This window comes from Alishewanella sp. WH16-1 (assembly GCF_001441695.1).
Lineage (GTDB): Bacteria > Pseudomonadota > Gammaproteobacteria > Enterobacterales > Alteromonadaceae > Alishewanella > Alishewanella agri.
This window is the reverse complement of sequence record NZ_LCWL01000147.1, coordinates 106,780-132,123: the sequence shown is the minus strand read 5'-3', so window position 1 is coordinate 132,123 and position 25,344 is coordinate 106,780. Positions and strand designations below refer to the sequence as shown.

Sequence of the window (25,344 nt, the reverse complement as noted above, 5' to 3'; positions counted from 1 at the left end):
TCCCGCCTCCTACTCGATCGCCGTAATAAAGCAAACAGTTGGCAAAGATGGAATACGACTTTATCTACGATCGCGACAGCCGGCGCTACCGGCTTAAACTCGCCACTGAACAAGCTGCGCTGCAGCAATTTCTGCTGGATGAGTTTGCGCACCGCGCCAGTGCTTATCAGCCGCTGCTAAGCCAGCTAGAGGCACTAAAGCCTTATCAGGACTGGCAGTATCAGGGGCGTGAATTTAGCTTACTGGTGCAGCAGCAGGAAGTGCGGGTTTGCCATAATAGTCTGTTGGCAACTGAGAGCGGTGAGTTGGCCGTACAATCACTGCCGGAGGAGTTGGACGACGATTTACAGCTGGATGAAAGCGGGCTTAGCAGCGAATGTGGGCTGGCAGACTTGTTGCTGTTACTGCAAGCCTGGCAGGAATTTCTGCCGGCATAGCCCGAAATATAACGTCATGCCGATACGATGCTTTTCAGGCCGCCGGCACGGGTACTGGTTTGCACTCTGGCAGGGAAAAACGCACTAAACTGGTGCGTTTTTTTTCGCCAACTGTAACCGTCTAACATTAAGTGTTTGTTTTGTATGAAATAAAAATCTTGGCACAAGGTTTTCTTATCTTTTTAAGCGAACAGCATAATTAGTCGATAAGGAAAACCATCATGAAGCTTGTATGTGCCATCATCAAGCCGTTCAAACTGGATGATGTCCGGGAAGCGATTGCGGACATCGGGGTAGAAGGTTTAACGGTTACTGAAGTAAAGGGTTTTGGCCGCCAGAAAGGCCACACCGAGCTCTATCGCGGAGCCGAGTATCAGGTTGATTTCCTGCCAAAAGTAAAACTGGAAATTGCTACCCAGGACGATCAGGTAGAACGCTTATTGGAAGCAATCCAAAAAGCGGCTTATACCGGCCGGATTGGCGACGGCAAGATCTTTGTCTATGACCTGGAGCAGGCGGTACGGATCCGTACCGGCGAAACTGACGCAGAAGCGATTTAAGGAGCCTTGCCATGCAAGAACAAATTTATCATTTACAGTTTGCAATGGACACCTTCTACTTCCTGATGTGTGGGGTGCTGGTGATGTGGATGGCGGCAGGCTTTTCGATGCTGGAAGCCGGTTTGGTAAGAGCGAAGAACACCACCGAAATTCTGACTAAGAATATCGCGCTGTACTCGATTGCTTGCATTATGTATTTAATCTGTGGCTACTACTTTATGTACGATGGCGGCATTTTCCTGCAAGGTATTGCTGAAATCGACGTTGATACTACTTTAGCCTCCTTTGCGGAGCAAAATGACTTTACCGGTGATGCTGTCTATTCCGGCGCATCAGACTTTTTCTTCCAGGTCGTGTTCGTTGCTACTGCCATGTCTATTGTCTCTGGCGCCGTAGCAGAGCGGATGAAGCTGTGGGCCTTTTTAGCCTTTGCTGTGGTCATGACCGGTTTTATCTATCCGATGCAAGGTGGCTGGACCTGGGGCGGTAAAGAAGTGTTTGGCTTGTATAACTTAGGCGATCTGGGTTTCTCGGACTTTGCCGGCTCAGGTATAGTGCATATGGCGGGTGCCGCTGCTGCGTTAGCCGGGGTATTGCTGTTAGGTGCCCGTAAAGGTAAATACAGTAAAGATGGTAAAATTAATGCGATTCCAGGCGCTAACATGCCACTGGCGGCGCTGGGCACGCTGATCCTGTGGATGGGCTGGTTTGGCTTTAACGGCGGCTCAGTATTAAAACTGGGTGATATTGCCAATGCGCATAGTGTCGCTGTGGTGTTTCTGAATACCAATGCAGCTGCCGCTGCTGGTGTGGTCGCCGCCCTGATTACCTCGGTGATCCTGTTCCGTAAAGCTGATCTTACCATGGCGCTAAACGGTGCCTTAGCCGGTTTGGTTGCTATTACCGCAGAACCTTCTACACCAACACCGCTGCAAGCCTCACTGTTTGGCGCTATTGCCGGTGTGTTAGTGGTCGCCTCTATTCTGGCGCTGGATAAAATTAAAATCGACGACCCTGTTGGTGCGATTTCTGTGCACGGCGTAGTCGGCTTATATGGTTTGTTATTAGTGCCTATCACTAATGCTGATAGCAGCTTTAGTGGCCAGATCATAGGTGCCCTGACGATCTTCGGCTGGGTATTTGCCACCAGTCTATTAGTGTGGTTCGTACTGAAGTTAGTCATCGGCATCCGGGTTAGTGAAGAAGCCGAATACGAGGGTGTTGACAGTTCAGAGTGTGGTATTGAAGCCTATCCTGAATTCGTCGCCTCGGTAAAGTAAGCAGCCCGCAGCGTGCAGGTGGCACGTTGCGGGAGCCTGTGGCTGAGCCTGTGTTAGCACCGCTAACCGGGAGCACCCACTAGACTTGTCCCACCTAAACACGTCTATCCTTGTCCTTTGTCTGAATTTGACGCCCCGTGGTGAAAACCGCGGGGTCTTTTTATAACTGCCGCAGAGAGTAAAAGTCATAAGGCTGGAAAGCGAACGGAGCATGACAAAAAGTACAGTTTAGCTCGTCACAACTGGCAGTGAGATTCCGCAACAAAAGAAGCGCAGCTGATTTAGTGGTGTGTGGGTTTTAGTAGGTGTAAAAAGAAAGCTGGCCGCAAACTACGCGGCCACTGTTTCCTGATGCTTCCTTAGCGGTCTCTTTCCATGAGACTTATCCGGTATTCCTGTCGCATCCTGCTGCTGCTTCCTGCAACTGACTTCCGGTCAGTATTCCTGTGAGTCCTTAAGGTTGAATTCCTATTTCAACCCCTGCATCCTGCAGTCATCTCCGACGACTTGTCCGTTGATGGCTATCTTCATCCCTGTTACCATCTGTCTGGCCGCACCCTGCAACCGACATTGAATATTGCCATCCAAGGCTGTCCCGTTATGCTCTTTCATCCTGCCGAGCCTTCTTCATCCTGAAGGTGTCCAGTTTCATCCTTGTGCTTCCTGCCTGCTGTAATCCACAGCACTATACTTCCTGTGTGGCATCTTGCCTGTTACTGACTTCCTGCCAGTCATCGTTCCGTCGATGTGAGTATTATGCATCTTAGCTCGTACCTTAGGGGCGATTTCTGACGATCCATAGTGTTGTCATAAGCTTGTAAGAATAAATTATTTTCTATTTTAGCTTTACAAAACAATTTCTTAGATTGGATTTTCTCAGTTTTTACAACAGAAAATAGCGCTTTGGCTGCAGCATTTGTGAGATATATCTCACAAGGTTTAGGGGGATTAAGCTCATGCTGATTTACAGGTATACTGTGTACAGAGTGACTAGGGGTCAGGGAGCAGCATGGCACGCGAACAATTAGGTATTTGTGCGGAGGCAAATTTACATGGCAGTTATCTGCTATGTAATGTACTGGACGGTCAGGAAGCGATACTGCGACAAAAACTGGCGCGGATTCCGCATATCATGCAGCGCTTGGCAGAGCACTTTTCGGAAGCGATGTTAAGCGGCTTGGTGGCGGTTAGTAGTCACTATTGGGATAACCTTTACCCGTGGCAAAGACCTGTTGGTCTACAGGCATTTCCTGTCTTGCCGTCAGAGCATTTGGCCGTAAGCTGTACGATGGCCGATTTACTTATCCAGATCCGCTCAGATCGTTTGGATGTCAATTACATTGCGCTGCAGCAAATTCAACAGCTGTTGATGGCGAATGTTGAAGTGGTAGAGCAATTAAGTGGGTTCCGTTATCTGGATGGGCGTCAACTCACCGGCTTTATTGATGCGCCGCAAAACCCGCGCGGTCTGAAACGCCGGCAAGCAGCTTTGGTGACAGCTGACGAGTCGGCAGTATTTGCCGGCGGCAGTTATGTGCATTTTTATCGTGCCAGTCTGGATCTAAAACACTGGCAACAGCTCACCTTACCGCAACAGGAAGATATTCATGGTTATGTTAAGCTGGATGCGAAGCCGCTGAGCATGGCGCGCTTGCAGCCGAATAGCCACCTGTTATGTTGTCAACTGAATGAACAGCAGCAGTTGCCTATCTTGCAGCAGAATATGCCTTTTGCACATAACAGCAATCAAGGTTGCCTGCATTTAAGTTTTAGTCAGCAGCCGGAGCACTTTGTCCGGCAATGGTGTTATCGCCTGGGTCTAAACGAGGGGCGTTACTATGACAGCCTGCTGGACTATTATCGTATCGATCTGGCAGCCGCCTATTTTGCACCCTCTGTAAGTTTTTTAGAGGCTGCGGCGCATGGCAGTTTAAACGCTACCGCCAGCGACGTTTATTGACTTAAACTTTTTCAAATAACTCAGTGACTTTTTGCAGGGTAAAGTCGATATTTTTCACGCTAATCGGCGCAATGAAAATCGTATCGTCACCCGCTATGGTCCCCAATACGCCTTCAGCCTTGCCAACTGAATCCAGCAAACGGGCAATCAGTTGCGCCGCACCCGGGCTGGTTCGGATAATAATCATCACATCGTTGTGTTCGATGTCCAGCACTAGCTGCCGTAGCGGGCTTTTGGTGGTGGGTACCCCCAGCTCCGGTGGCAGGGTGTAGACCATTTCCTGTCGGGCATTACGGGTGCGTACCGCACCGTATTTGCTCAGCATACGGGAGACTTTGGACTGGCTAACGTTATCAAACCCTTCTTTTTTCAGCGCATCGACAATTTCGCCCTGAGAACCAAAACTTTCCGTTTTCAATAAGGCTTTAAAAGCATGGATCAGCGCTTCCTGGCGGTTTTGTTTTGTCATAGTTTGAGTTTCCGCGTTATTCGTTAGACGGATACTAACAAAAATCGCGCAACAATGCAGTTGGTACAGTAAAATAGGCTTTACGCTTTTAAAGCGCTCTGGCGAAGGCAAAGTCGCCGAAATTGCTTAGACTTTAGGCGTAAGATATTTGTAATTTCGCGGCCATTTCAGTATTGTTGGCGCGGTTATTCTGAACTGTAAAATTGGAGAGAATCATGAAAGTTGCCGTATTAGGTGCAGCCGGTGGTATCGGTCAGGCACTGTCTTTATTACTGAAATTAGATTTACCTGCCGGCACAGACTTAGCCTTATATGATCTGGCTCCAGTAACACCGGGCGTGGCGGTAGATTTAAGCCATATCCCAACCGCAGTAAAAGTAACGGGTTATGGTAAAGAAGACCTGAGCAAGGCGCTGGTCGGTGCTGATATCGTGATGATTCCTGCTGGTATGCCGCGCAAGCCAGGTATGGACCGCTCTGATTTATTCAATATCAACGCCGGCGTAGTAAAAACCCTGGCCGAAGCCATTGTTGAAAATTGCCCGAAAGCGCTGGTGGGTATTATCACTAACCCGGTCAATACCACTGTTGCTATCGCTGCTGACGTGTTCAAAAAAGCTGGCACTTACGATCCGCGTCGCTTGTTCGGTGTGACGACGCTGGATGTGATCCGTGCTGAAACCTTCGTTGCCGAATTAAAAGGCAAAAGCCCTGTTGATGTGGCCGTGCCTGTTATCGGTGGTCACAGTGGCACCACTATTCTGCCATTATTATCGCAAGTGGCTGATGTCAGTTTCTCGGATGAGGAAGTGAAATCTTTAACGCACCGTATTCAGAACGCCGGTACTGAAGTGGTTGAAGCTAAGGCGGGTGGCGGATCGGCTACCCTGTCTATGGGTCAGGCAGCTGCCCGTTTCTGTTTGTCACTGGTTAAAGGTTTACAAGGTAAAACGGTTACTGAATACGCTTATGTAGAAGGTAACGGTGAATATGCCCGTTTCTTCGCTCAGCCAATCGTACTGGGTAAAAACGGTGTCGAGCACCTGCTGCCAATCGGCGAGCTGAGTGCTTTTGAACAAAAAGCCATGACCGATATGTTAGGCACCCTGAAAGCGGATATTACGCTGGGTGAAGAGTTCGTTAAGAACAATTAAGCCTGGTCGTCGCTATAACAATAAAGGCGCCGTTGGCGCCTTTATGTTTTTGCGGATTCGGTTTGTGCTATCACCTTTAAGTGACAGCACCCGTAAGTGACAGCGCGCGTTAGTGACTGCGTGATACGGCGATATCCGCCAATGCCAGCAGCGCCTGCTTGTAAGGGCTATCCGGCAGCGGCTGCAGCGCCAATTGTGCGGCTTTCGCTTCCTGCTCGGCTTTGTTGCGGGTATAGTCAAAAGCGCCGGTTTGCTCTAAAGCTGCCATAATTTCAGTAAAGTGCTGCATACCATTGCCCTCGGTAATGGCCTCGCGAATTAGTTCTTGCTGCCGTTCGTTACCCAGTTTTAATGCATGCAGTAGTGGCAGGGTAGGCTTGCCTTCAGCCAGATCATCACCGATATTCTTACCCAGCTCTGCAGCATCGGCCTGATAATCCAGCACATCATCGATTAGCTGAAAGGCAGTACCCAAATGCATACCATAGGCCTGCATCGCCTTTTCAATCACGGCGGGCTGATTGGAAATAACCGCTGCTAACTGGGTTGCCGCTTCAAATAATTTGGCCGTTTTGCAGTAAATGACCTGCATATAGCTTTGCTCGGTAGTATCCGGATCATTCACATTCATCAGCTGCAGCACTTCACCTTCAGCGATAATGTTAGTGGCGTCGGCCAGTACCTGCATTACCCGCATACTGTTTAATGACACCATCATCTGAAACGAGCGGCTATACAGGAAATCACCAACTAATACACTGGCCTGATTGCCGAATAGCGCGTTAGCGGTTTCTTTACCACGGCGCATGGTTGACTCATCCACCACGTCATCGTGCAGCAGGGTTGAGGTGTGAATAAACTCGACAATAGCGGCAACACTAATATGTTGTTCACCCTGATAACCCAGGGCCCGCGCGGCTAATACGGCCAGCAGGGGGCGTAACCTTTTACCGCCGCTATTGACGATATAGATGCCAAGTTGGTTAATCAGCGCCACGTCGGAGCTGAGCTGAGAGAAGATCTGCTGGTTTACTGCCGTCATATCGGCGGCCGCGAGGCGTTGAATTTCGTCGAGCGTCATTTGCCAACAACTGCGTTAAGTCTCTGAATGGCGGCAATTCTACACTAATAGCAGGCTTGGCTAAAATGAAATCTGGATCCTTTTCTGCGTCAGCAGATCTTTTTCATAATTGTGCTTGCGGCTGTGGGGGAAATTGCGTACAATTCGCGCCCTGTGAATTGAATTAACACGCCCCTTTATTTTAACAAGCGATGGCGTGCTTTGTACGGAGTTAACTATGTACGCGGTTTTCCAAAGTGGTGGCAAACAGCACCGTGTGACGGAAGGTCAGACTCTTCGTCTGGAGAAGTTAGACCTGGAAACAGGCGCAACAATCGAATTTACCCCGTTGATGATCGCTAACGGCGAAGTTATCAACATCGGTGCCCCTTTAGTTGAAGGTGGTAAAGTAGTAGCGGAAGTGGTCAGTCATGGCCGTGGCGATAAGATCAAGATCGTCAAGTTCCGTCGTCGTAAGCATTCACGCAAGCAGATGGGCCACCGTCAGTGGTTCACTGAAGTGAAAATCACCAGCATCAGCGCGTAACAGGAGTATCGACACATGGCAAGTAAGAAAGGTGTAGGTAGCACTCGTAACGGTCGCGATTCAGAAGCTAAACGCTTAGGTGTTAAGCGTTTCGGTGGTGAGTCTGTATTAGCAGGTAACATCATTGTGCGTCAGCGTGGTACTAAGTTCCATGCCGGCAGCAACGTTGGTATCGGTAAAGACCACACTTTATTCGCCTTAACCGACGGTAAAGTGAAATTCGAAGTAAAAGGCGAACACAACCGTAAGTTCGTTAGCATCGTCAGCGAATAAGCTGCAGATCTTCGAAAGAACCCCGCCTGGTGCGGGGTTTTTTTATAAATTTTCCGCACCCCCCGACATGGGTTATACTTGGCTGCAGTAAGTCAGGTTCCTAAGCACAGTTAAGCAGGACAGCACCGATGAAGTTTGTAGATGAAGCGATAATTCGCGTCGAGGCCGGCGACGGCGGTAACGGCATTATCAGTTTTTTACGGGAAAAATTTATCTCCAAAGGCGGACCAAACGGCGGTGACGGCGGGGATGGTGGTGACGTCTATCTGCAAGCGGATGAGAACCTGAATACGCTGGTGGATTATCAGTTTGAAAAATACCATAAAGCCGAACGCGGCGAGAACGGTGGTAGCGTAAACTGTACCGGTAAGCGTGGTGCTGATCTGGCATTAAAAGTGCCGGTGGGTACCCGGGCAGTAGATGTGGATACTGATGAAGTGATTGGCGATCTCACTACTCATGGCCAGAAATTAATGGTTGCGAAAGGTGGCTGGCATGGCTTGGGTAATGCCCGTTTTGCCAGCAGCACCAACCGTACACCACGCAAGAAAACCAATGGTACCCCGGGCGAGATCCGTAATTTACGTCTTGAGCTGCTACTGCTGGCCGATGTCGGTCTGTTAGGTCTGCCCAATGCCGGTAAATCGACATTGATCCGTGCGGTATCTGCCGCTAAGCCGAAAGTGGCCGATTATCCTTTTACCACCCTGGTACCGAATTTGGGTGTGGTCCGTGTTGAATCGCACCGCTCCTTTGTGATTGCTGATATCCCGGGTCTGATTGAAGGCGCCGCTGAAGGTGCTGGTTTGGGTATTCAGTTTTTGAAACACCTGGAGCGCTGCCGTCTATTATTGCATGTGATTGATGTACTGCCCGCTGACGGTTCCGATCCGGCAGAGAATGCGCAAACCATCATTCAGGAGCTGCATAAATACAGTGCCAAGCTGGCAGCTAAACCACGTTGGCTGGTATTTAACAAGCTGGATCTGGTACTTGAAGACGAGTTGGAAGAGATTGTGCAGCAGGTGACGACAGCACTGGACTGGCAGGGACCGGTATTTAAGATCTCTGCTGCCTCGCGCGAAAATACCCAACAGCTATCACGCGAGATCCTGAACTATATCGAGCAGCTACCGGAAGAAAAAGCCAGCGAGCAAGCGGCTGATCCGGTAACCTTTAAGTGGGATGACTACCATGAGGAAGTCAACTCGCTGGAAGATGATCTGGATGACGATGATGATTTCGACGACGACGATTACGACGTTGAAGTGATTTACCAGCGCTAGGTCAGGCGATGCGGATTTCGATGATAGCCGCGATGGCGCAGCAGCGGGTGATTGGTTTAAATAACCAAATGCCCTGGCATTTACCCGCTGATTTACAACACTTTAAAAAAGTCACGCTCGGCAAGCCGGTAGTGATGGGGCGTAAGACCTTTGAATCGATTGGCCGGCCGTTACCGGGGCGGCGTAATATCGTTATCAGCCGGCAAACGCCAGCAGTTGATAGCCCGGTCGAGTGGGTCAGTAGCATCGAGCAGGCGTTAGCCTTATTGGCGGAACAGCCGGAAGTGATGATTATTGGCGGCGCCGAGATTTACCGGCAGTGTCTGCCGCTGGCCCAGCGCTTATACCTGACTGAAATCGCGCTTGAAACCGCCGGAGACGCCTTTTTCCCGGATTACCATGCTGCGGGCAACTGGCGGGAGATCGCGCGCGAGGAACATCCACAGAGCGCAGAGAATCCGCTGGGTTATCGTTTTATTACGCTGGAACGGCAGTAGGCATTACAGCGCAGTGACTGAGCTACGTTTAAGGCAACAAGCAAGCCGTCAAATAGCAAAACAGCAAATTAAAAAAGGCCAGCATCACGCTGGCCTTTTTGGCGTCTGAGTCAGGTTACACTTTAAACTGATCGACTGAACGGCGTAGCTCTTCCGCCAGCTTCGCCACTTCATGGCTGGAGGCTGAGGTTTGTTCGGCACCTGAAGCAGTTTGTTCGGCGATTGCCACAATAGACTCCAGCAAACCGCTGATCTCAGCTGATACCTGATGCTGCTCTTTGGCGGCACTGGAAATCTGTTCGCTCATGTCGTGAGCCAGATGTACAGCATGGGTAATCGAATCCAGTGCTGAGGTGGCGACTTCCGTCTTGGCAACACAATCCTCGGCTTGTTTCTTACCTTTGTTCATCGCTTCTACCGCAGCATGAGCACCGCTTTGCAGCGCCTGGATCATCGCCTGAATTTCCTGGGTCGAAGCCTGTGTCTTGCTGGCCAGTGAGCGTACTTCATCGGCCACAACGGCAAAGCCGCGGCCTTGTTCACCGGCCCGGGCGGCCTCAATGGCGGCGTTTAATGCCAGCAGGTTGGTTTGCTCAGCAATGCCGCGGATCACATCGAGGATGCTGCCAATAGAGGCGCTGTCTTTATGCAGCTTGTTGATCACCTGCGATGCTTGCTCTACTTCGCGTGACAGCTGGATAATGATGGCTTTGTTTTCCAGTGAAATGCCTTTAACCCGTTCGGCTTCTTTATCGGCATTTTTGATCTCGTTAAGCGCATCATTCGAGCTTTGCAGTACACCTTGTGAGGTACTGCTCATCTCGGTGGTGGCGGTTGCTGCCTGGGTAACCTGAGATTTCTGCTCGCGGATAGCCTGGGTGGTTTGTAGCGTGATAGCTGAGGTTTGCTCTGAGGCCGCAGCCAGCTGGGTTGAACGTGAGATAATACCCTGGATCAGTTGCTGCAGGCTCTGGTTAACCTTATTGATATTACGGGAAAGTTCACCAAATTCGTCCTGGCTACGATCGTTGAGTTGCTGGGTTAAATCACCCGAAGCAACGATACCAAGCATGGCGTTGATTTTCCCAAGCGGCTTCACAATGGCAGTGACAGTACGGTAGGCGATAAAAACTGCTACCAGGGTAGAGATCAACATTACGACAAAAATAGCTGTGACGGCATTACTGACACTATTCTGACTCTCATTCTGAATAGTTGCCGCGACCTGGGTACTTTGATTCAGCAAAGCCTCTAACCGCGTCAACGCCAGGGCTGTTTGTTCATCAGCCTGCAGTAATAGTTGATTTGCACGTTCTTTACCAGCGAGAAGTTTGGTTTTGGTGCCGGGAATACCCTGGTTAGTATCCAGCAGACTGTTAACTATAGTGAGCTTTTCTTCTAAATCAGCCGGCATTGGTACTTGTGAGGCTTCGCGCAGCATTATCGAGAGTTGTGTTGCCAAATCTTGTAACCGGAATGCGATATCGTTGCTGATCGTCGTAGCAGTACTTTCATTAGTCGTGCGGTTTAAATCGACCACTACACTGAGCAGACTGTTGATGCCGGTTTCCATTTGGGTTGCCGCCTGATAGGCTTGTGGAAAACGGTTACGAACGTTGCTGATATCGGTGAAATCCAGTAACAGCGCTGCCATATCATCGGCAGTCATTTCCAGTTCACTCAGCTTATCGTCAATCTCGTTTTGTGAGCGAAGATTTTGCTCTAATTGCTCAAATAGCTGGTTTGAGAGTGGAATAAAGGCATCATAGGCAAGATTAACTTGCTGCGCCGCACCAGCCAGAGTTTGTTGTTGTTGTACTGCAGTATTAAGTTGGCTAGCAGCCGTTTGGTAAGCCTGTTGCTCGGTATTAAACTGTTGCCGTAGCGCAGTGATCTGACTTTGTTCTTGCGCGTTAAAAGCTTGCAGACTGATCTTACTCATCAGTACAAACTCGCTTTTCATCAGCGCGCTATTTTCCAAAGCCGGGATTGAGATGGTGTTCACCTCAGCGGTGGACTTACTGATACCGCTGAGCTGCGTATAAGCAGTTAAACCAATAAACAGCAGCAATAAGGTGATAACGCTAAAACCGCCAACTACCCTCAGTTTTACGGTCAACTTCATAACAACTCCAATCGAAAGTTCAGGCCGGTACTGCGGCCGTTGCCACTAGGTAGCTATTGCCAGCCGGTATCGACTTATTATTTTTGTTCTGCCCAGACACTATAGCGTTGTCTATTCTCAACGCAATAGGCAGTCAGCATATTTCCCCAGACGCAGCCCGTATCGAGCGCATGAATGCCTGGTACCGGACTATAACCATTTAACGCCGCCCAATGTCCGAAAAAGAGTTCAGGGTGAGCTTTGTCACGCCAGAACTCGTACCAGGGACGCAAGCCAGGGGTTTGTTCTGGCGCAGTTTTACTGGTTAACTCAAGGGCACCATCTGTTTGACAGAAGCGCATTCTGGTACAAGCGTTAATGGTATAGCGCCAACGTTGCTCAGCGGTGATGGCATCTGTCCAGCGAGTCGGTGTGTTTCCATACATGGTGGCAAGTAAGAGCTTTGGGTCCTGTTGCAATAGCAAACTGACTTCAGCGGTTGCAGCAAGTGCCGTGGTCAGATCCCAATCAGGTGCCAAACCGGCATGGACCATCAGATAACTGCCGTCTGTACTTTGCTGAATTAAAGGTTGTTGCCGAAGCCAATCGATCAGCTCCGGCAGCTGCGGTGCTTGCAGCAGTTGCTGTAATTGGTCGCTGGCTTTAACTTTGCCAAAGCCGTAATAATGGGCGATAAAGTTCAGGTCATGATTACCAAGCACGGTTTTAGCCGTCGCACCCAGCTCCCGCACGAACTCAATACAGGCTAGTGAGTCAGGTCCACGGGCAATCAGATCACCGCAGAACCACAGCTGGTCGCTAGCGGCATTAAAGTTAATGGTATTTAACAGTCGTTGCAGAGGCTCAAAGCAACCCTGCAAATCGCCGATGATATAAGTGGCCATCAGTTTAGGATATTTGGCATCGCCAGGCGAAACAGTGGAATAGGGGCATTGAAAGCCCGCTGATCAGCAGCCTGCATTTCATAATGCCCCTGCATGGTGCCTACCGGGGTTTCCAGTACGGCGCCGCTGGTGTAACTATAAGTCTCACCAGGCTGCAGTTCAGGTTGCACACCAATCACGCCGTCACCCCTCACTTCAGATTGTTTGCCGTTACCGTCGGTGATTTGCCAGTAACGTCTTAATAACTGTACCGCTTGTGGCCCATTATTAGTGATGGTGACACAGTAGGCAAACACATAACGATGTTCGGCTGGATTAGATTGTGCCCCCAGATAAAAACTGTCGACCGTTACGGCTATCGGAGATTCAATTTGCATACCCTGCTTCCTGTGTCGCTAACCATTGCGCCACGCGAATAAAGTCCGTAACAGCTAATTGCTCTGGCCGCAGCGTGGGATCAATACCCAGCGCTTGCAGCTGTTCTGCCGTGGCAAAATTACTAAAACAATTACGCAGTGTCTTGCGTCTTTGATTAAAGGCTTCTAAGCAAACCCGATTTAGAATCGCCGGATCAACGGCTGCGCGTTCAGCTTTATTGTAAGGCAGTAACCGCACGACAGCCGAGTCAACTTTGGGTGCCGGTTTAAAGGCGCCGGGGCCTACCTGAACCACCGGCAGCGCTTTACAGTAAAACTGCGTCATCACGCTTAAACGGCCATAATCTTTACTGCCATGACTCGCTGTCATCCGCTCAACCACTTCTTTTTGCAACATAAAATGCATGGTGTCTATTTCATCTGCATATTCAAAGAGATGGAACAGAAGTGGTGTTGAAATGTTATAAGGCAGGTTGCCAAATACCTTCAGTTTTTGCCCTGGTTTAACTAACTGGCGGAAATCGAATTTCATCGCATCGGCTTGATGGATGGTAAGTTTGCTGGCTAGCGTTGGGTGCTGGCGTAAGCGTTCAGCCAGATCGCGGTCCAGCTCAACTACCGTCAGGTGTCCGGCTTGTTCAGCAACAGGTTCGGTCAGCGCACCCAAACCCGGGCCGATTTCGACCAATACATCATCTGCTTTGGGCGCAATAGCTTTAACAATACGGCCTATTACCTGAGGGTCATGCAGAAAGTTTTGCCCGAAACGTTTGCGGGCGCGATGGCCTTGGTGAATATTATCGTTCATGAGTCTCTTGGGTTCGTTGTGCCAGTTGAATGGCTTCCCGGACGGCGTGAAACAGGCTGCCGGGATCTGCTTTGCCTGTCGCTGCTAAATCCAAAGCAGTGCCGTGATCAACTGAAGTACGGATCAGCGGTAAACCGAGGCTGATATTAACGGAGCGGCCAAAGCCTTTATATTTTAACACTGGCAGCCCCTGATCGTGGTACATCGCCAGCACGGCGTCAGCTTCATTCAAATATTTTGGTTGGAATAAGGTGTCTGCCGGCAGCGGCCCCACCAGCTGCATCCCGCTCGCTCTCAGTTCATCGAGGGCGGGAATAATAATGTCGATCTCTTCGCGGCCCAGATGTCCACCCTCGCCAGCATGCGGATTTAAACCACAGACATAGATTTTAGGCTTGGCAATGCCAAATTTTTGCTGGAGGTCCTGGTGCAAAATACTCAACACTTTTAATAGTCTTTCACGGGTAATGGCTTTGGCGACGTAGGCAAGTGGAATATGGGTGGTCGCCAGCGCAACTCGCAATCCCTCTGTGGCAAGCATCATTACAACATAAGGCGTGTTAGATTGCTGAGCAAAAAACTCGGTATGGCCACTGAAAGCGATACCTGCTTGATTAATAATACCTTTATGTACTGGCCCTGTTACGATAGCTGCTGCCTGGGCAGAAATTACCATCTCGCCGGCTGCAGTTAGGGTATCGACAACATAGTGGCCATTGGCTGCATTGAGCTGACCCGGGATAACGGGCTCAGCTAACGGAAAGTCACGCACTGTTAGAGTGCCCGCCATCTGGGGCTTGGCGTCTGCCTCGGCGTCAAATGGCAACAAGGTGACATTAATGCCCAGTTGCTGCGCACGCTGCGCCAGCAATTGTTGGTTAGCGCATACTACCAGCTCAACGGGCCAGCCCTGTTGGCTAAGGGCCAGCACCAGATCCGGGCCAATGCCTGCTGGCTCACCGGGTGTAATAGCGAGCCGTAACGTCATCAATTTTCCGCCAACACTTCGACATAGGCTTCATCACGCAATTCACGTAAGAAACTTGCAGACTCTTCGCTGAAACGGCGATTAAAGATCATGCGATAAACCTGATCTCTTTTGCGATCTGCTGTCGCATCCACTGAGCGGCGGTCCAGTAACTGTGCAATGTGCCAGCCATGTTCAGTGCGGAATGGTTCACTGATCTCGTCTAACTCCAGACGCTTCAGCGTGTCACGGAAGGCGGGTACATAGATATCCGGCTCACTCCAGCCCAGTTCACCGCCATTCAGTTTCGAGCCAGGATCTTCAGAGTATTGCTTGGCTAACTCAGCAAAGTCGGCTTCACCGGCACGAACCTTTTGCACGATGTCATTCAACAGACTACGAGCACGCTCTTCACTGACAATAATCGAGGGTTTAATCAGAATGTGCCGGGCTTTAACTTCCTGCAGTTCAGTGACATTTTCACCACGGATATCGAAAATTGTCAGTACGTGAAAGCCGGCACCAGAACGCAGCGGGCCGACCAGGTCGCCACGCTTACGGCCGCGGATTGCCTCAGAGAATAAGGTTGGCATTTCATTAATGCCCATCCAGTCTAACTCACCGCCCTCTAACGCATTAGAGGCGCTGGAAGAGGCGATAGCGATACGACGGAAGTCACTGCCTTCACGTATTAATCTGACCACCTGATCAGCACGATCACGCGCTTCGTTAATTTGCTCAGTTGTCGCTTGGCTGGGGATCGCAATCAGAATATGACCAAGTTTATATTGTTCATTGATCGCGCCTTGATCTTCCATCAGCTTCAGTAAGTTGTCGACTTCCTGCGGGCTGATATAGATCCGGCGTTGCACATTAGCGCGCATCACTTCGTTAGTAATGATTTCTTCCCGTACTTTTTCGCGAAACCGCTCAAAGTTACCTTCTTCCGCCGCTACCCGTTGTCTAAATTGTTCGAGAGTCAGCTTCTCTTCCTGAGCAATATTGCGAATCGTATCATCCAGCTGCGCATCCGATATTTGTAAACCCATTCGCTGCGCCATTTGTAACTGTAGGCTGGTCATGATCAAGCGTTCTGTGGCCTGGGTACGCAGGGCCTGATCTGATGGCAGGGTTTGTCCCTGCGCCTGGGCGTTGCGCTTCACGCGTTCAACAATTTCATCTATATCACTTTTTAACACTACCCCGTTGTCGACAATGGCAGCAACCCGGTCAATTTCGCGTTCTGCGGCACCCAGGGTTAAACTGGCGGCGCCAAGCATTAGTGCACAGATAAGTTGTTGTAACTTCATAAAATTCCACATTAATTTGTTAGTAAATACGGCCGGCGGTAACTGAAAATACCATTCGACAGCATATCGGAAACACCAAAACCGGCTTTATCGCCAAAACCTTTAAACACAAACTGCAGGCTAAAACCACTATCTAAGCGGGCAAGCTGACTCAGATCGGTGATGCTACTTTCTAAATCAACCCGCACTTGCCGACGTGCGACTAAGCGTACGGCCCAGCAACAGGACTCATACTGCAGTCCAAGATTGGCATCTATCATACGATGATTTGTGACATCACGATAGTAACTGGCAATCAGTTGCCAGTTTTGTTTGATGGGTACTGCACCGAATAAGCCAAGTTGCTGGATCTCAGCACCTGAGACTGCCCGGCTATAGCGATGGTTCAATTGAAATAACGTATTCTCGCTACCTCGATAGTCGAGACTGGCATTACTCTTAATCAGTTTTTTACTATCAATATCATATTGTACGGCACTGCTGACATACCAGCGGCGGTACCAATGCCAGATCATTTCAGAAGCCAGCATCGACTCGGTAGACACCAGATCCTGCGTCAGAAGGTCATCAGTTATTTCAGGCTCTTTCAAGAAAAAGATTTGGCCGAGACTAAAACGGAATAGCTCGTTATCGGTATTATCATAAAAACGGGTGGTCCAGCCGACGGTGAGCTGATTGGCTTCATTAATCCGATCTAAACCGGAAAAGCGGTTTTGCCGGAATAAACCATAATAATCATCCTGCAGCCGAGTCGTGTCATAAAGACCGATCTGGCTTTGATCGCGAAATGGGATATAGAGATACTGAACTTGCGGTTCAAAAGTTTGCAGCGCTTGTTCACCGAACCAGTCATACTCGCGTTCAAAATTGACCCGGGCGTGTAAACGAACTTTAGGCAGCGTGCGGCTGATTTCCGATTGTTCAGCCGTTAGCTGTTGCATACTTTTTTGTTGATAGTAGGTGTACAACAAGCTGGTTTCAGCAGTCAGTTCGAAAGCCGGGGTAATGAGTGGTAATCTGAGCGTCGGCTCAAGATGCACGCGATCCGCGCTGCTATAAAACGCTTGATCATTGCGAAAGTGCGCGTATTGCCCCTGCCACAGCCACTGTAAATGTTCGGTCAGTTGTTCAGGTTTAGCGGCTGCAAGGCTTAACTGCGGTAAGGCCTGATAAGCCTGGTTGTAGTTTCCCAGGATTTCAAACCCCTGTACTTTCAGATGAGAATGCACACTATCGCCAAAATAGCTCAGGCTGGCTTCCCGGTAAAGTTGAGAGTCGCTTTGACTATTGTAATCCGACCCCAGCTCCGTCAGGTAGGCGTCGTCGCTGACATCAGTAAAGTCAATATAGCCGCGCCAGCGGCTGGTAAAATCTGAGCGATGACTAAGATGCCCCAGGTAACGCTGGCCAAAGTCACGCGGTTTATCATTATCATTGTGCAGATATTCCAGTTGCAACAAACCCTGGTGTTCGGTGGTTAAATAACGAAACTCAGATTTTAATTGGGTGCCTCTTTTACTCATATAGCGTGGGGTAAGCGTCAGGTCGTAGTTCTCTGCCAGATTAAAATAGTAGGGTAGTTCAAAATCTAAACCTACCCGCTGTGAACTACCAACTTTAGGTAACAAGACGCCACTTTTACGCTGATCATCAACCGGAAACGTCAGATAAGGCAGGTAAAAAACCGGAATATCTTTAATTTTAAACACCGCATGCCTGGCTTCCCCCCAACCTGAGTCGGCGGCAATGCTGATTTCCTCCGCGTGCAGGCCCCAGCTATTATCCTGTTGCGGGCAAGTGGTAAACAGCGCCTGCTCCAGTCTTAATTCGTCTGCCGATGCCACCAAGGCGTTGGCCGCTCCGCGACCAGCCTGGCTGATAAACTGATAGTTAGCATCAGTTAGTCTGGCACTGTTATTTGCCAAATCTGCGGAGAACATCCCACCACTGACGTAGAGGTCCTGGTTATAGTATTCGATGCCACCATCCGCCAGTAATTGCTGTTCGGTAGCACGATAGCGGGCCCTTGGCGCCTGTAGCAAGGTATCACGCTGCAGAATTTGTACTGAGCCGGAGAAATCGGCTTGCTGATTGTCTTGCAATCTTACCTGATCAGAATAAATCCTTACGCTATTGTCATTACTATCAGCATTTTGCAGGATCTGGGGGAGGCTCAAGGGTTGATAACAAGCGGTAACCGCGGGCTGCTCAGCGTAAACTGTACCTGTATGCAGTATCGCCCAAATCAGCCCTGTTAAACTCAAACCCTGTTTCATGCCTTTTCTCATTAATGTCTTTGCTTTAGCGCCCTGCAACGCGGGTTTGCTATGATAAATCAATTTTAGAATTCCTGCTAATCCGATATAGTGCGAATAGTTGCGGAGTTCAAGCTCATTCTGCGCGTGGCAGCTTGGGTAGTAAAAATGCGGAGAAGTTCAGGTGTGGGGTAAAGTTCTGGGCGCCTTGTTCGGGTTGGCCCTGTTAAAGCTGCCTGGTTTAATCCTTGGGGTGCTGTTAGGTCATCTGGCTGACCAATGGTTTGCGCGTAAATTTGCCGACTGGCGGGGGTTAGCCGCCATGTCGGGCTCCGACGACGAACAAGCTTTGTTTATGTACAGCACTTTCGCGGTGATGGGGCATCTGGCTAAAGCAACCGGCATTGTTACTAAAGCACATATTGAGCAGGCAAATTTGTTTATGCAACAGCTTGGTTTGTCCGCCCGGCAACAACGGGAAGCACAGGCGGCGTTTCGGGATGGAAAAGCGGTTAATTTTCCACTACGGGCTCAGGTTAATGAATTTTATTACTGCTATCGCCGTCGGCCAGATGTGTTACAACTATTTTTAGAAATTCAACTCAGCATCGCCTGTACCGGCGGGAAAATGGTGGCCGGACAACGAGAGTTACTCTGGCAAATTGCGGAAATTCTACAAATACCACGGGCAACGTTAGAGCAATTATTGCGTGCTTACCAGGCTCGTAGTGGCAGCCAACCAACAGAACATACCTCAACAGAACAACGACTCGCTGCCGCGTACCAGGTGCTGGGTTGTGATATCACAGTGACAGATCTGCAATTAAAGCGGGCTTATCGTAAGCTGATGGCGCAGCATCACCCAGACAAATTGATGTCGCAAGGGGTACCTGCTGCGATGCTGGATGTCGCCAAGCGACGTTCGCAGGATATTCAGGCCGCTTACGAAGTGATTAAGCAATACCGGGCTAAAAACCACTAGTTTTAAGCCAGCCACTGATTTCGCGCAGCAGCCATTGTTGCTGGCTACTGTGATAACTAAAATCGTTTAGCGCGCGTTGCCGGTAGAATGGCGTTTGCAGAGTACGAGCCAGCTGCTGCCGTTGCTCAGCACCACGTATCGCTCCGGGATGATCAGCCTGGGTGAGTAGATCCAGCACGGGTAGGTTTTGCTGCGCAATGTGCTGTTGTAACTGGTTATCAAGTTTCGGATCTGACAGATAGGCGCCTAGACTTACCAGCGCATCCAGCTGAAATTGAGTATCTTTATCTTCGGCCAGCGCCAAATTTAGGGTGCCGGCGACCTCGCCCTGAGCAATAACGACTACTGGCCTTTGTAGCAAAGGTTGTACTAGTTGCCAGCGTGCCCGGAGTTCAGTGTTTAGTAATGCTTGTCGCGCGACATCTGGGGGTGTGGTGTCGGGGGCAGGCATAAATACCAGTTGCCAGCCTTCGGCACTTAATTGCTGTAGGGTGTGAAAGAGATCAGGGCTATATGGATGGCGCCCTGCGGCAGGCAACAACAGCAAGGTTCCGCGGACTACCGCGGTTTGGGCTGGCAGTTGCAATACCTGTATAGATAATGTCGCCGACTGTAATTGCTGCAGAGACTGTTGCGGGTATTGGCGTTGCAGATCCTGCCAGACAGCAGCCTGGCTGATAACCGGATGGGATAAGATTCCAGCTAAAGTCAAACAAGCCGCAAGTTTCATAGGGATCAGATTATTGTCAGTAATAGCAGGCTATCGGCTAATAACAGGCAAACTTTATGGTGTACTACTGACCAAATGTTCGGCAAAAGTAAAAAGAACACGATTGTCGTGGCTGAATTTGACATAACCACCATGGTTTTCAAGTAGTTTAACCAGCACCGAAGGTTGCATGATAAAACAGTATTTGGTGGCTTTAAATTCGACCAGTGCTTTTGCCATTTCCCGCAGATGATCATTGGCAGCTAATCTTTTAGTTTCTTGCTCGTCATTACACACATGAGCGGCATGTTGCAGCTGGATCATGTCGCTGGTTGGTACAGTTTCAGCAGTTGCGGAGACAGTGCTTAAAAATAGAGTGCCCGCGGCGAGCGAGTTGATAAAACCAGACATCGTGACTCTTTCCCGGAGTTTATAGGTTCGGGTAGAAATTAGCAGTCTTGGTAGTGGTCAGCAACAGAAATTTGTTAGAAAGACCCTAACCGAGCAAAAATAAAGCCGCTGAAGCAGCGGCTTTATACGTAACTAATACTTACTGGCTATTAGCGCAGTACCGGCTCTTTAACAGTTGCCGTTACTTTTGCTTCAATACGCTGGTTAGCACGGTGTGCTTCGCGGGTATTACCCTGTACACGTGGCTGAGTGACGCCAAAACCCTTAGAGGTAATGCGTGATGTCTCAACACCTTGTGCCACTAACAAATCAGCGATAGCTTTAGCCCGACGCTCTGATAAGCGCATGTTGTAATCTGCGTTACCGATGTTAGAAGCGTGGCCTTCGATAAAGACTACCGCTTCCGGGAAGCGTTTCATAAAGGCAGCTAACTGATTAACTTCAGTACGGCCTTCCGGAGAAACAACGGCTGAGTCGAAAGCGAAGCGAACTTCGATATCCACATCACCTACGCGGTCCATTTTTTCGGTGTAGATAGTACAGCCCTGGGCATCCACTTTGTGTGCTGCTGGCGTGTTAGGGCAGCGATCCTGGCTGTCAGGTACGCCGTCACCGTCTGAATCTACAACAACAGGAGCAGGTGCAGGTGCCGGCTCTGGCTGTGGTGCCGGAGTTGGGGCAGCGGCAGGCGTTGCACCGAAGATCCAGCTGGCACCTAATTTGATTGAGGCATCGTTCCAGTTACCGTTGCTTATGCCACGGAAACGGTTACCTTCTGCAAAGAGGGCCACACTTTCGTTAACAAAATAGCGATAACCGACACCGATATTCAGTGCATCGAAAGCCACATTATGTTCGAAGTGTTTCCAACCACCGACCAGGTAAACGTTTGTGTTAGCCAAGTGGTACATCGCGTCTAAACCGAAACGATCACCGGTTACCCGAGAGTTTTGTGTTAGCGAGTCCAGGCTCTGACGGGCGTACTCAGCACGAATACCCCAGGTTTCATTAAAGCGGTAACCCAGCTCGACACCAACGCCCCAACCATCATCAACGTTGTCCCAGGCAGCAGACTGACCTTTACGGATATCCGTAAAGTAAGCCTCACCAAATAATGAACCAAAAACTTTCTTCTCCAAATCCTGTGCAGAAGGTGCATTGGCAAAAGCTTGTACACTTAGCAGAGGCAGCGCAGTCAAAACTGCAATAGCGGTTGCTTTAAGTTTCATCCGTTTCTCCTTAGATTCATCCAACTTAGCAAACTCATGCAAGTTTACCATATTGTTTTGACAGTATTATTAGTTTTGCAGAATTTTCGGTTATTTTTTATTCCACTCGACTATATTAGCTGAGTTAACTGAATGTTGCGTTAATAAAAAGCTAAATATTTGCCTAAAACGGGCAAACGGCAGCAAACTGCAGCCGTGCGCCGGACACCGGATGCCAGAGCATTAACTCTGCTGCGTGTAATTGCAAGCGGGGGGCTGTCGGTGTGTTAGTTGTGGCATAGAATTTATCACCGAGTATCGGATGTCCGATAGCCTGCATGTGCACCCTTAACTGGTGTGATCGACCCGTCACTGGCTCCAGCTCCAGTCTGCTGTATTCCGAATAGCGTTGCAGCACCCGGAAATGAGTCAGCGAGGGTTTGCCGTGCTCGAAACACACCTTTTGCTTCGGGCGGTTAGGCCAGTCACAGATCAATGGCAACTCGATACTGCCAATGTTAGCCTGCGGCTGACCTTGTACCAGCGCAATGTATCGTTTCGCTGTGAGCCGTTGTTGAAACTGGCGGTTTAATTCCCGTTGCGCTGCTTTAGTCAGCGCCATCACCATCACGCCTGACGTTGCCATATCCAGCCGATGTACTACAGTAGCTTGCGGCCAAACCCGCTGTACCCGGTATTGCAGGCTGTCAAAATGCTCTGGCGCTTTACCCGGAACCGAGAGCAAACCGCTGGGTTTATTCAGTACGACCAGTTGTTCATCCTGATACAGAATATCCAAATACGGCCAAAGCGGTGGCTGATACTCCAACAGCATCTTAATCGTGACTCACAACAATGACCCGGATCGCGTCTAATTTTAAACGGGCTTTCTCGAGGTAGGCTAAACCTTCCTGTTGTTGTTGTTTTAAATGCGCGATTTCCTCGGGGCGTACCAGCGGGTTTAAGCTTTGCAGTGCCAGCAGCCGCTGAATCGCTTCGTCTAGTTGCTGTTTTAGCTTGCTGCTCGCCGCTGTTTTTAACGCAGCCAATTGTCCCGCAGCTTGCTGCTCTGCTTTGCTAAGGAGTGGATGGATCAGCGTTTGCAGGGCGTTAACCAGCTTGGCTGCAGTTTGCCGGCCTACAGGCTTTAATTGCCGGTTAAAGTTATCAAATGGCACTTTAGCAGCCAGATCTTTGGCTGTTTTGTCGAGCAACAAACGGATCGGCGTTGGCGGCAGATAGCGATTCAGTTGCACGCTTGCCGGTGCGCTGGCTTCGGCAATATAAATCAGCTCGACGAAAAAGCTGCCAACCGGTAGCGCTTTATTCGGTAATAACGCGACCGAGCTGTTGCCGAACTGCTCGTTGGTTAAAATATCCAAAGTGCCGGTAACCATCGGATGATCCCAGCTTAAAAACTGAATATCCTCTTCCGCCAGCGCGGTGGCACGATCAAAAGTAACGGTAGTACCTTCATCATCCAGGCCCGGATAGTTCATTTGTAACTGCTCTGACGGGCGTAGAATAATACTGGTATCTGAACGGTCTTCCTGATTAACGCCAAGCAGATCCCAGGCTTTAAACATCAGCATCGGTAGCCGGACATCCTGATCTAATTGGGCGATCTCTGTCGCCAGTGCTACCGCTTTACTGCCACCCGCAGAGTTAAGTTCCAGTAAGCGGTCACGGCCTTGCTCAAGCTCGTGCTGCAATTGTCTGGCCTGCGCGGCGGTACTGTTAATTAATTCTTCCACCAGCACTGAGTCTGGTGTGGCAGAGGCAAGTAAGGGTAACAGCAGCGCTTTTTGTTGTTCAAAAATAATGCGTCCACTCTGACAAGTCGTAGCAAAAGCATTCAGCCCGTGCTGATACCAGTCAAATAAGACTTGTTGCGCAGTATTAGCAAAAAAGGGCAGGTGGATCTGGATGTCATGCTGTTGCCCGGTCCGATCCAGCCGGCCGATCCGTTGCTCCAGCAGATCAGGATTTAACGGTAAATCGAATAACACTAAATGATGAGCAAATTGGAAGTTCCGGCCCTCACTACCAATTTCAGAGCAGAGCAGCACCTGAGCACTGTACTCTTCCTGCGCAAAATAGGCGGCTGCTTTATCGCGCTCGACAATCGTCATCCCTTCATGGAATACCGCCGCTCTGACCCCTTCCAGAGTACGCAGCGCTTCTTCCAGGGCAATAGCTGTGGCGGCTTTACTGCAAATGAGTACAAATTTTGCCTGCTTATGGGCTTTTAGCAGCTGCAGTAAATAGCTGACTCTGGGGTCAAATTGCCACCATTGGCTGCTCTGGCCTTCAAAATCCTGAAACACTTGCTCCGGAAAAAGTTGCGCCTGAATTCGGGTGGTTACGGGGGCGTCTTGTTGCAGATTACTAAAAACTTTTAATGCATTTTCGTATTGTGCAGGCAACGGCAGGGCAACGGGTATCGGACAACGTTGCGGAAAGCCTTTGATGCCAGCGCGGCTGTTACGAAACAGGATTCTGCCGGTGCCGTGACGGTCCAGTAACTGTTTTAACAACGCGGCTTTCACCTCGGGTAATTCAACCTCAGTATGCACCAATTGATTTAGCAAGCTGCCACTTTCATCATCGTCTAACAGTTGTTGCAACTGCTCAAGCAGAGGTTGTTCGAGCCGGGTCGTTTGCAGTAATTGTCTGGCCAGCTCAGCGATTTGCTGATAAGACTGCTCTTGTGCCAAAAACGTTTCATAATCATGAAAGCGCGCCGGATCCAATAAACGCAGGCGGGCGAAGTGGCTCTGATGGCCCAGTTGATCGGGTGTGGCCGTAAGCAGGATTAAGCCTGCCGTATCCTGCGCCAGTGCTTCAATGCGCTGATATTCACTACTGGCCGCTTCTGGTTGCCAGTGCAAGTGATGGGCTTCATCGACGACCAGGATATCCCAGTGACTGCTGACAGCTTGTTCATGCCAGCTTTTCTTCTTGGTTAGAAACTCCAGGCTGCACAGTACTAGCTGCTCAGTATCAAAAGGGTTATCCGCATCTAATTGCGCTTGCTGGCAGCGCTCCTCATCGAAAATCGAGAACCGCAGGTTAAAGCGGCGCAGCATTTCAACCAGCCATTGATGCTGCAAGGATTCAGGAACGACAATTAATACCCGGCTAGCAAGGCCGGTCAGCAGTTGCTGGTGCAGGATCAGACCCGCTTCAATTGTTTTGCCCAGGCCGACTTCGTCAGCCAGTAACACCCTGGGCGCGTGGCGTTGGGCAACTTCGCTGGCAATATAAAGCTGATGTGGGATTAAACTTACACGGCCGCCGGCTAAGCCACGCAGTGGGCTTTGTTGCAATTGTTGCTGCTGTTGCCAGCTTTGGTAACGCAGCGGGAAGTACTCAAAGCGATCAATCTGGCCGGCAAATAAACGGTCTTGCGGTTTATTAAAGCTTAAAAAATGATCCAGAAAGGTTTCCCGCAATACCACGGCTTCGCCACTATCAGTGCGTACACCGTGATAGCTGAGCAGTTGCTGGTGCTCGGTGACGTCTTGAACCAGCATATTGAAGCCTTCTGCACTTTTTACTTCATCGCCACTGTTAAAACTGACACGGGTTAAAGGGGCTTCTTGCTGGGCATAGTGGCGGGTATCGCCACTGGCTGGAAACAACAAAGTTAGCATCCGCCCCTCAATCGCAATGACGGTTCCTAAACCTAAATCTGATTCCGCATCGCTGATCCAGCGCTGGCCCAGTGCAAATCTCATACTCAATCCTGGCAGTCTAAAAATGGGGCGCCATGGTACAGCGAA

The 25,344-nt window shown here is 49.8% G+C and carries 24 protein-coding genes; 10 read left to right on the top strand and 14 right to left on the bottom strand.

The annotated features are described in order from the left end of the window. The first annotated feature begins 47 nt into the window (after nucleotides 1-47). From AAY72_RS16240 to AAY72_RS16225, 4 genes are all read left to right on the top strand, one after another. Entirely contained in the window at nucleotides 48-437 is a 390-nt protein-coding gene (locus AAY72_RS16240) for a YacL family protein (protein WP_057788957.1), read from the top strand. 221 nt (nucleotides 438-658) lie between these two features. Further along, nucleotides 659-997, top strand: coding sequence for a P-II family nitrogen regulator (gene glnK / locus AAY72_RS16235; RefSeq protein ID WP_008609277.1), 339 nt, complete (start codon nucleotides 659-661; stop codon nucleotides 995-997). A gap of 11 nt (nucleotides 998-1,008) precedes the next feature. After that, the gene (locus tag AAY72_RS16230) at nucleotides 1,009-2,277 is read left to right on the top strand and encodes an ammonium transporter (RefSeq protein WP_008985432.1); all 1,269 of its coding nucleotides are present in this window, start codon (nucleotides 1,009-1,011) and stop codon (nucleotides 2,275-2,277) included. Nucleotides 2,278-3,286: 1,009 nt separating this feature from the next. Then, nucleotides 3,287-4,237: a Dyp-type peroxidase gene (locus AAY72_RS16225; RefSeq protein ID WP_008985433.1), complete on the top strand. Its 951-nt coding sequence runs from the start codon at nucleotides 3,287-3,289 to the stop codon at nucleotides 4,235-4,237. Nucleotide 4,238: 1 nt separating this feature from the next. Here AAY72_RS16225 and argR read toward each other — a convergent pair whose 3' ends face one another. Beyond that, nucleotides 4,239-4,706: a transcriptional regulator ArgR gene (gene argR / locus AAY72_RS16220; RefSeq protein ID WP_008951008.1), complete on the bottom strand. Its 468-nt coding sequence runs from the start codon at nucleotides 4,704-4,706 to the stop codon at nucleotides 4,239-4,241. A gap of 215 nt (nucleotides 4,707-4,921) precedes the next feature. Here argR and mdh point away from each other — a divergent pair, with 215 nt between their 5' ends. Continuing rightward, a complete protein-coding gene (gene mdh / locus AAY72_RS16215) occupies nucleotides 4,922-5,860 on the top strand; it encodes a malate dehydrogenase (RefSeq protein ID WP_008985434.1) in 939 nt (312 codons plus the stop codon). Between the two features lie 109 nt (nucleotides 5,861-5,969). Here the strand turns inward: mdh and ispB are convergent, their stop codons facing one another. Next, nucleotides 5,970-6,941: an octaprenyl diphosphate synthase gene (gene ispB, locus AAY72_RS16210; RefSeq protein WP_057788954.1), complete on the bottom strand. Its 972-nt coding sequence runs from the start codon at nucleotides 6,939-6,941 to the stop codon at nucleotides 5,970-5,972. A gap of 217 nt (nucleotides 6,942-7,158) precedes the next feature. On the opposite strand from ispB, the gene rplU reads away from it, so the two are divergent. The 4 genes from rplU to folA all read left to right on the top strand — a co-directional run bounded on the left by rplU (nucleotide 7,159) and on the right by folA (nucleotide 9,523). Next, nucleotides 7,159-7,467, top strand: a complete 309-nt coding sequence (gene rplU, locus AAY72_RS16205; protein ID WP_008951011.1) for a 50S ribosomal protein L21 — start codon at nucleotides 7,159-7,161, stop codon at nucleotides 7,465-7,467. 15 nt (nucleotides 7,468-7,482) lie between these two features. After that, on the top strand, nucleotides 7,483-7,740 hold the full coding sequence (gene rpmA, locus AAY72_RS16200; RefSeq protein ID WP_008609266.1) for a 50S ribosomal protein L27: 258 nt from the start codon (nucleotides 7,483-7,485) through the stop codon (nucleotides 7,738-7,740). Between the two features lie 128 nt (nucleotides 7,741-7,868). Then, nucleotides 7,869-9,026, top strand: coding sequence for an Obg family GTPase CgtA (gene cgtA / locus AAY72_RS16195; protein WP_057788953.1), 1,158 nt, complete (start codon nucleotides 7,869-7,871; stop codon nucleotides 9,024-9,026). 8 nt (nucleotides 9,027-9,034) lie between these two features. Continuing rightward, nucleotides 9,035-9,523: a type 3 dihydrofolate reductase gene (gene folA, locus AAY72_RS16190; protein ID WP_231728986.1), complete on the top strand. Its 489-nt coding sequence runs from the start codon at nucleotides 9,035-9,037 to the stop codon at nucleotides 9,521-9,523. 115 nt (nucleotides 9,524-9,638) lie between these two features. On the opposite strand, the gene AAY72_RS16185 is transcribed toward folA, so the two are convergent. From AAY72_RS16185 to lptD, 7 genes are all read right to left on the bottom strand, one after another. After that, nucleotides 9,639-11,648: a methyl-accepting chemotaxis protein gene (locus AAY72_RS16185; protein ID WP_057788951.1), complete on the bottom strand. Its 2,010-nt coding sequence runs from the start codon at nucleotides 11,646-11,648 to the stop codon at nucleotides 9,639-9,641. 77 nt (nucleotides 11,649-11,725) lie between these two features. Then, nucleotides 11,726-12,532, bottom strand: a complete 807-nt coding sequence (locus tag AAY72_RS16180) for a symmetrical bis(5'-nucleosyl)-tetraphosphatase (RefSeq protein ID WP_008985439.1) — start codon at nucleotides 12,530-12,532, stop codon at nucleotides 11,726-11,728. Further along, complete coding sequence (apaG, locus tag AAY72_RS16175) at nucleotides 12,532-12,909, bottom strand: Co2+/Mg2+ efflux protein ApaG (protein ID WP_008985440.1); 378 nt, start codon at nucleotides 12,907-12,909, stop codon at nucleotides 12,532-12,534. The genes AAY72_RS16180 and apaG overlap by 1 nt, the downstream gene beginning before the upstream one ends. After that, nucleotides 12,899-13,717, bottom strand: a complete 819-nt coding sequence (gene rsmA, locus AAY72_RS16170) for a 16S rRNA (adenine(1518)-N(6)/adenine(1519)-N(6))-dimethyltransferase RsmA (protein ID WP_057788948.1) — start codon at nucleotides 13,715-13,717, stop codon at nucleotides 12,899-12,901. Before rsmA ends, apaG begins: the two co-directional genes overlap by 11 nt. Beyond that, on the bottom strand, nucleotides 13,707-14,705 hold the full coding sequence (gene pdxA, locus AAY72_RS16165) for a 4-hydroxythreonine-4-phosphate dehydrogenase PdxA (protein ID WP_057788946.1): 999 nt from the start codon (nucleotides 14,703-14,705) through the stop codon (nucleotides 13,707-13,709). The genes rsmA and pdxA overlap by 11 nt, the downstream gene beginning before the upstream one ends. Then, a complete protein-coding gene (gene surA / locus AAY72_RS16160; protein ID WP_057788969.1) occupies nucleotides 14,705-15,994 on the bottom strand; it encodes a peptidylprolyl isomerase SurA in 1,290 nt (429 codons plus the stop codon). Before surA ends, pdxA begins: the two co-directional genes overlap by 1 nt. A gap of 11 nt (nucleotides 15,995-16,005) precedes the next feature. Next, nucleotides 16,006-18,270: an LPS assembly protein LptD gene (gene lptD, locus AAY72_RS16155; protein WP_057788943.1), complete on the bottom strand. Its 2,265-nt coding sequence runs from the start codon at nucleotides 18,268-18,270 to the stop codon at nucleotides 16,006-16,008. Nucleotides 18,271-18,433: 163 nt separating this feature from the next. Between lptD and djlA the strand changes: the two genes are divergently transcribed. Next, the gene (djlA, locus tag AAY72_RS16150; RefSeq protein WP_057788941.1) at nucleotides 18,434-19,231 is read left to right on the top strand and encodes a co-chaperone DjlA; all 798 of its coding nucleotides are present in this window, start codon (nucleotides 18,434-18,436) and stop codon (nucleotides 19,229-19,231) included. On the opposite strand, the gene AAY72_RS16145 is transcribed toward djlA, so the two are convergent. The 5 genes from AAY72_RS16145 to rapA all read right to left on the bottom strand — a co-directional run bounded on the left by AAY72_RS16145 (nucleotide 19,218) and on the right by rapA (nucleotide 25,299). Continuing rightward, entirely contained in the window at nucleotides 19,218-19,943 is a 726-nt protein-coding gene (locus tag AAY72_RS16145) for a DUF3530 family protein (RefSeq protein ID WP_197408435.1), read from the bottom strand. The two genes, djlA and AAY72_RS16145, sit on opposite strands and share 14 nt — an antisense overlap. 72 nt (nucleotides 19,944-20,015) lie before the next feature. Continuing rightward, nucleotides 20,016-20,351: a hypothetical protein gene (locus AAY72_RS16140; protein WP_057788936.1), complete on the bottom strand. Its 336-nt coding sequence runs from the start codon at nucleotides 20,349-20,351 to the stop codon at nucleotides 20,016-20,018. A 149-nt stretch (nucleotides 20,352-20,500) separates the two neighbouring features. Continuing rightward, nucleotides 20,501-21,580 (bottom strand): OmpA family protein, encoded by a 1,080-nt coding sequence (locus tag AAY72_RS16135; RefSeq protein WP_057788934.1) that lies wholly within the window; start codon nucleotides 21,578-21,580, stop codon nucleotides 20,501-20,503. 163 nt (nucleotides 21,581-21,743) lie between these two features. Further along, nucleotides 21,744-22,394: a bifunctional tRNA pseudouridine(32) synthase/23S rRNA pseudouridine(746) synthase RluA gene (gene rluA, locus AAY72_RS16130; RefSeq protein WP_057788932.1), complete on the bottom strand. Its 651-nt coding sequence runs from the start codon at nucleotides 22,392-22,394 to the stop codon at nucleotides 21,744-21,746. 1 nt (nucleotide 22,395) lies between these two features. Continuing rightward, on the bottom strand, nucleotides 22,396-25,299 hold the full coding sequence (gene rapA, locus AAY72_RS16125; protein ID WP_057788930.1) for an RNA polymerase-associated protein RapA: 2,904 nt from the start codon (nucleotides 25,297-25,299) through the stop codon (nucleotides 22,396-22,398). Nucleotides 25,300-25,344: the final 45 nt, after the last annotated feature.

What these genes read in the sequence shown, in the direction of transcription:
- AAY72_RS16240 (WP_057788957.1), top strand. Translation starts at nt 48, where the DNA reads ATGGAATACGACTTTATCTACGATCGCGACAGCCGGCGCTACCGGCTT.
- glnK (WP_008609277.1), top strand. Translation starts at nt 659, where the DNA reads ATGAAGCTTGTATGTGCCATCATCAAGCCGTTCAAACTGGATGATGTC.
- AAY72_RS16230 (WP_008985432.1), top strand. Translation starts at nt 1,009, where the DNA reads ATGCAAGAACAAATTTATCATTTACAGTTTGCAATGGACACCTTCTAC.
- AAY72_RS16225 (WP_008985433.1), top strand. Translation starts at nt 3,287, where the DNA reads ATGGCACGCGAACAATTAGGTATTTGTGCGGAGGCAAATTTACATGGC.
- argR (WP_008951008.1), bottom strand. Translation starts at nt 4,706, where the DNA reads ATGACAAAACAAAACCGCCAGGAAGCGCTGATCCATGCTTTTAAAGCC.
- mdh (WP_008985434.1), top strand. Translation starts at nt 4,922, where the DNA reads ATGAAAGTTGCCGTATTAGGTGCAGCCGGTGGTATCGGTCAGGCACTG.
- ispB (WP_057788954.1), bottom strand. Translation starts at nt 6,941, where the DNA reads ATGACGCTCGACGAAATTCAACGCCTCGCGGCCGCCGATATGACGGCA.
- rplU (WP_008951011.1), top strand. Translation starts at nt 7,159, where the DNA reads ATGTACGCGGTTTTCCAAAGTGGTGGCAAACAGCACCGTGTGACGGAA.
- rpmA (WP_008609266.1), top strand. Translation starts at nt 7,483, where the DNA reads ATGGCAAGTAAGAAAGGTGTAGGTAGCACTCGTAACGGTCGCGATTCA.
- cgtA (WP_057788953.1), top strand. Translation starts at nt 7,869, where the DNA reads ATGAAGTTTGTAGATGAAGCGATAATTCGCGTCGAGGCCGGCGACGGC.
- folA (WP_231728986.1), top strand. Translation starts at nt 9,035, where the DNA reads ATGCGGATTTCGATGATAGCCGCGATGGCGCAGCAGCGGGTGATTGGT.
- AAY72_RS16185 (WP_057788951.1), bottom strand. Translation starts at nt 11,648, where the DNA reads ATGAAGTTGACCGTAAAACTGAGGGTAGTTGGCGGTTTTAGCGTTATC.
- AAY72_RS16180 (WP_008985439.1), bottom strand. Translation starts at nt 12,532, where the DNA reads ATGGCCACTTATATCATCGGCGATTTGCAGGGTTGCTTTGAGCCTCTG.
- apaG (WP_008985440.1), bottom strand. Translation starts at nt 12,909, where the DNA reads ATGCAAATTGAATCTCCGATAGCCGTAACGGTCGACAGTTTTTATCTG.
- rsmA (WP_057788948.1), bottom strand. Translation starts at nt 13,717, where the DNA reads ATGAACGATAATATTCACCAAGGCCATCGCGCCCGCAAACGTTTCGGG.
- pdxA (WP_057788946.1), bottom strand. Translation starts at nt 14,705, where the DNA reads ATGACGTTACGGCTCGCTATTACACCCGGTGAGCCAGCAGGCATTGGC.
- surA (WP_057788969.1), bottom strand. Translation starts at nt 15,994, where the DNA reads ATGAAGTTACAACAACTTATCTGTGCACTAATGCTTGGCGCCGCCAGT.
- lptD (WP_057788943.1), bottom strand. Translation starts at nt 18,270, where the DNA reads ATGAAACAGGGTTTGAGTTTAACAGGGCTGATTTGGGCGATACTGCAT.
- AAY72_RS16140 (WP_057788936.1), bottom strand. Translation starts at nt 20,351, where the DNA reads ATGTCTGGTTTTATCAACTCGCTCGCCGCGGGCACTCTATTTTTAAGC.
- AAY72_RS16135 (WP_057788934.1), bottom strand. Translation starts at nt 21,580, where the DNA reads ATGAAACTTAAAGCAACCGCTATTGCAGTTTTGACTGCGCTGCCTCTG.
- rluA (WP_057788932.1), bottom strand. Translation starts at nt 22,394, where the DNA reads ATGCTGTTGGAGTATCAGCCACCGCTTTGGCCGTATTTGGATATTCTG.
- rapA (WP_057788930.1), bottom strand. Translation starts at nt 25,299, where the DNA reads ATGAGATTTGCACTGGGCCAGCGCTGGATCAGCGATGCGGAATCAGAT.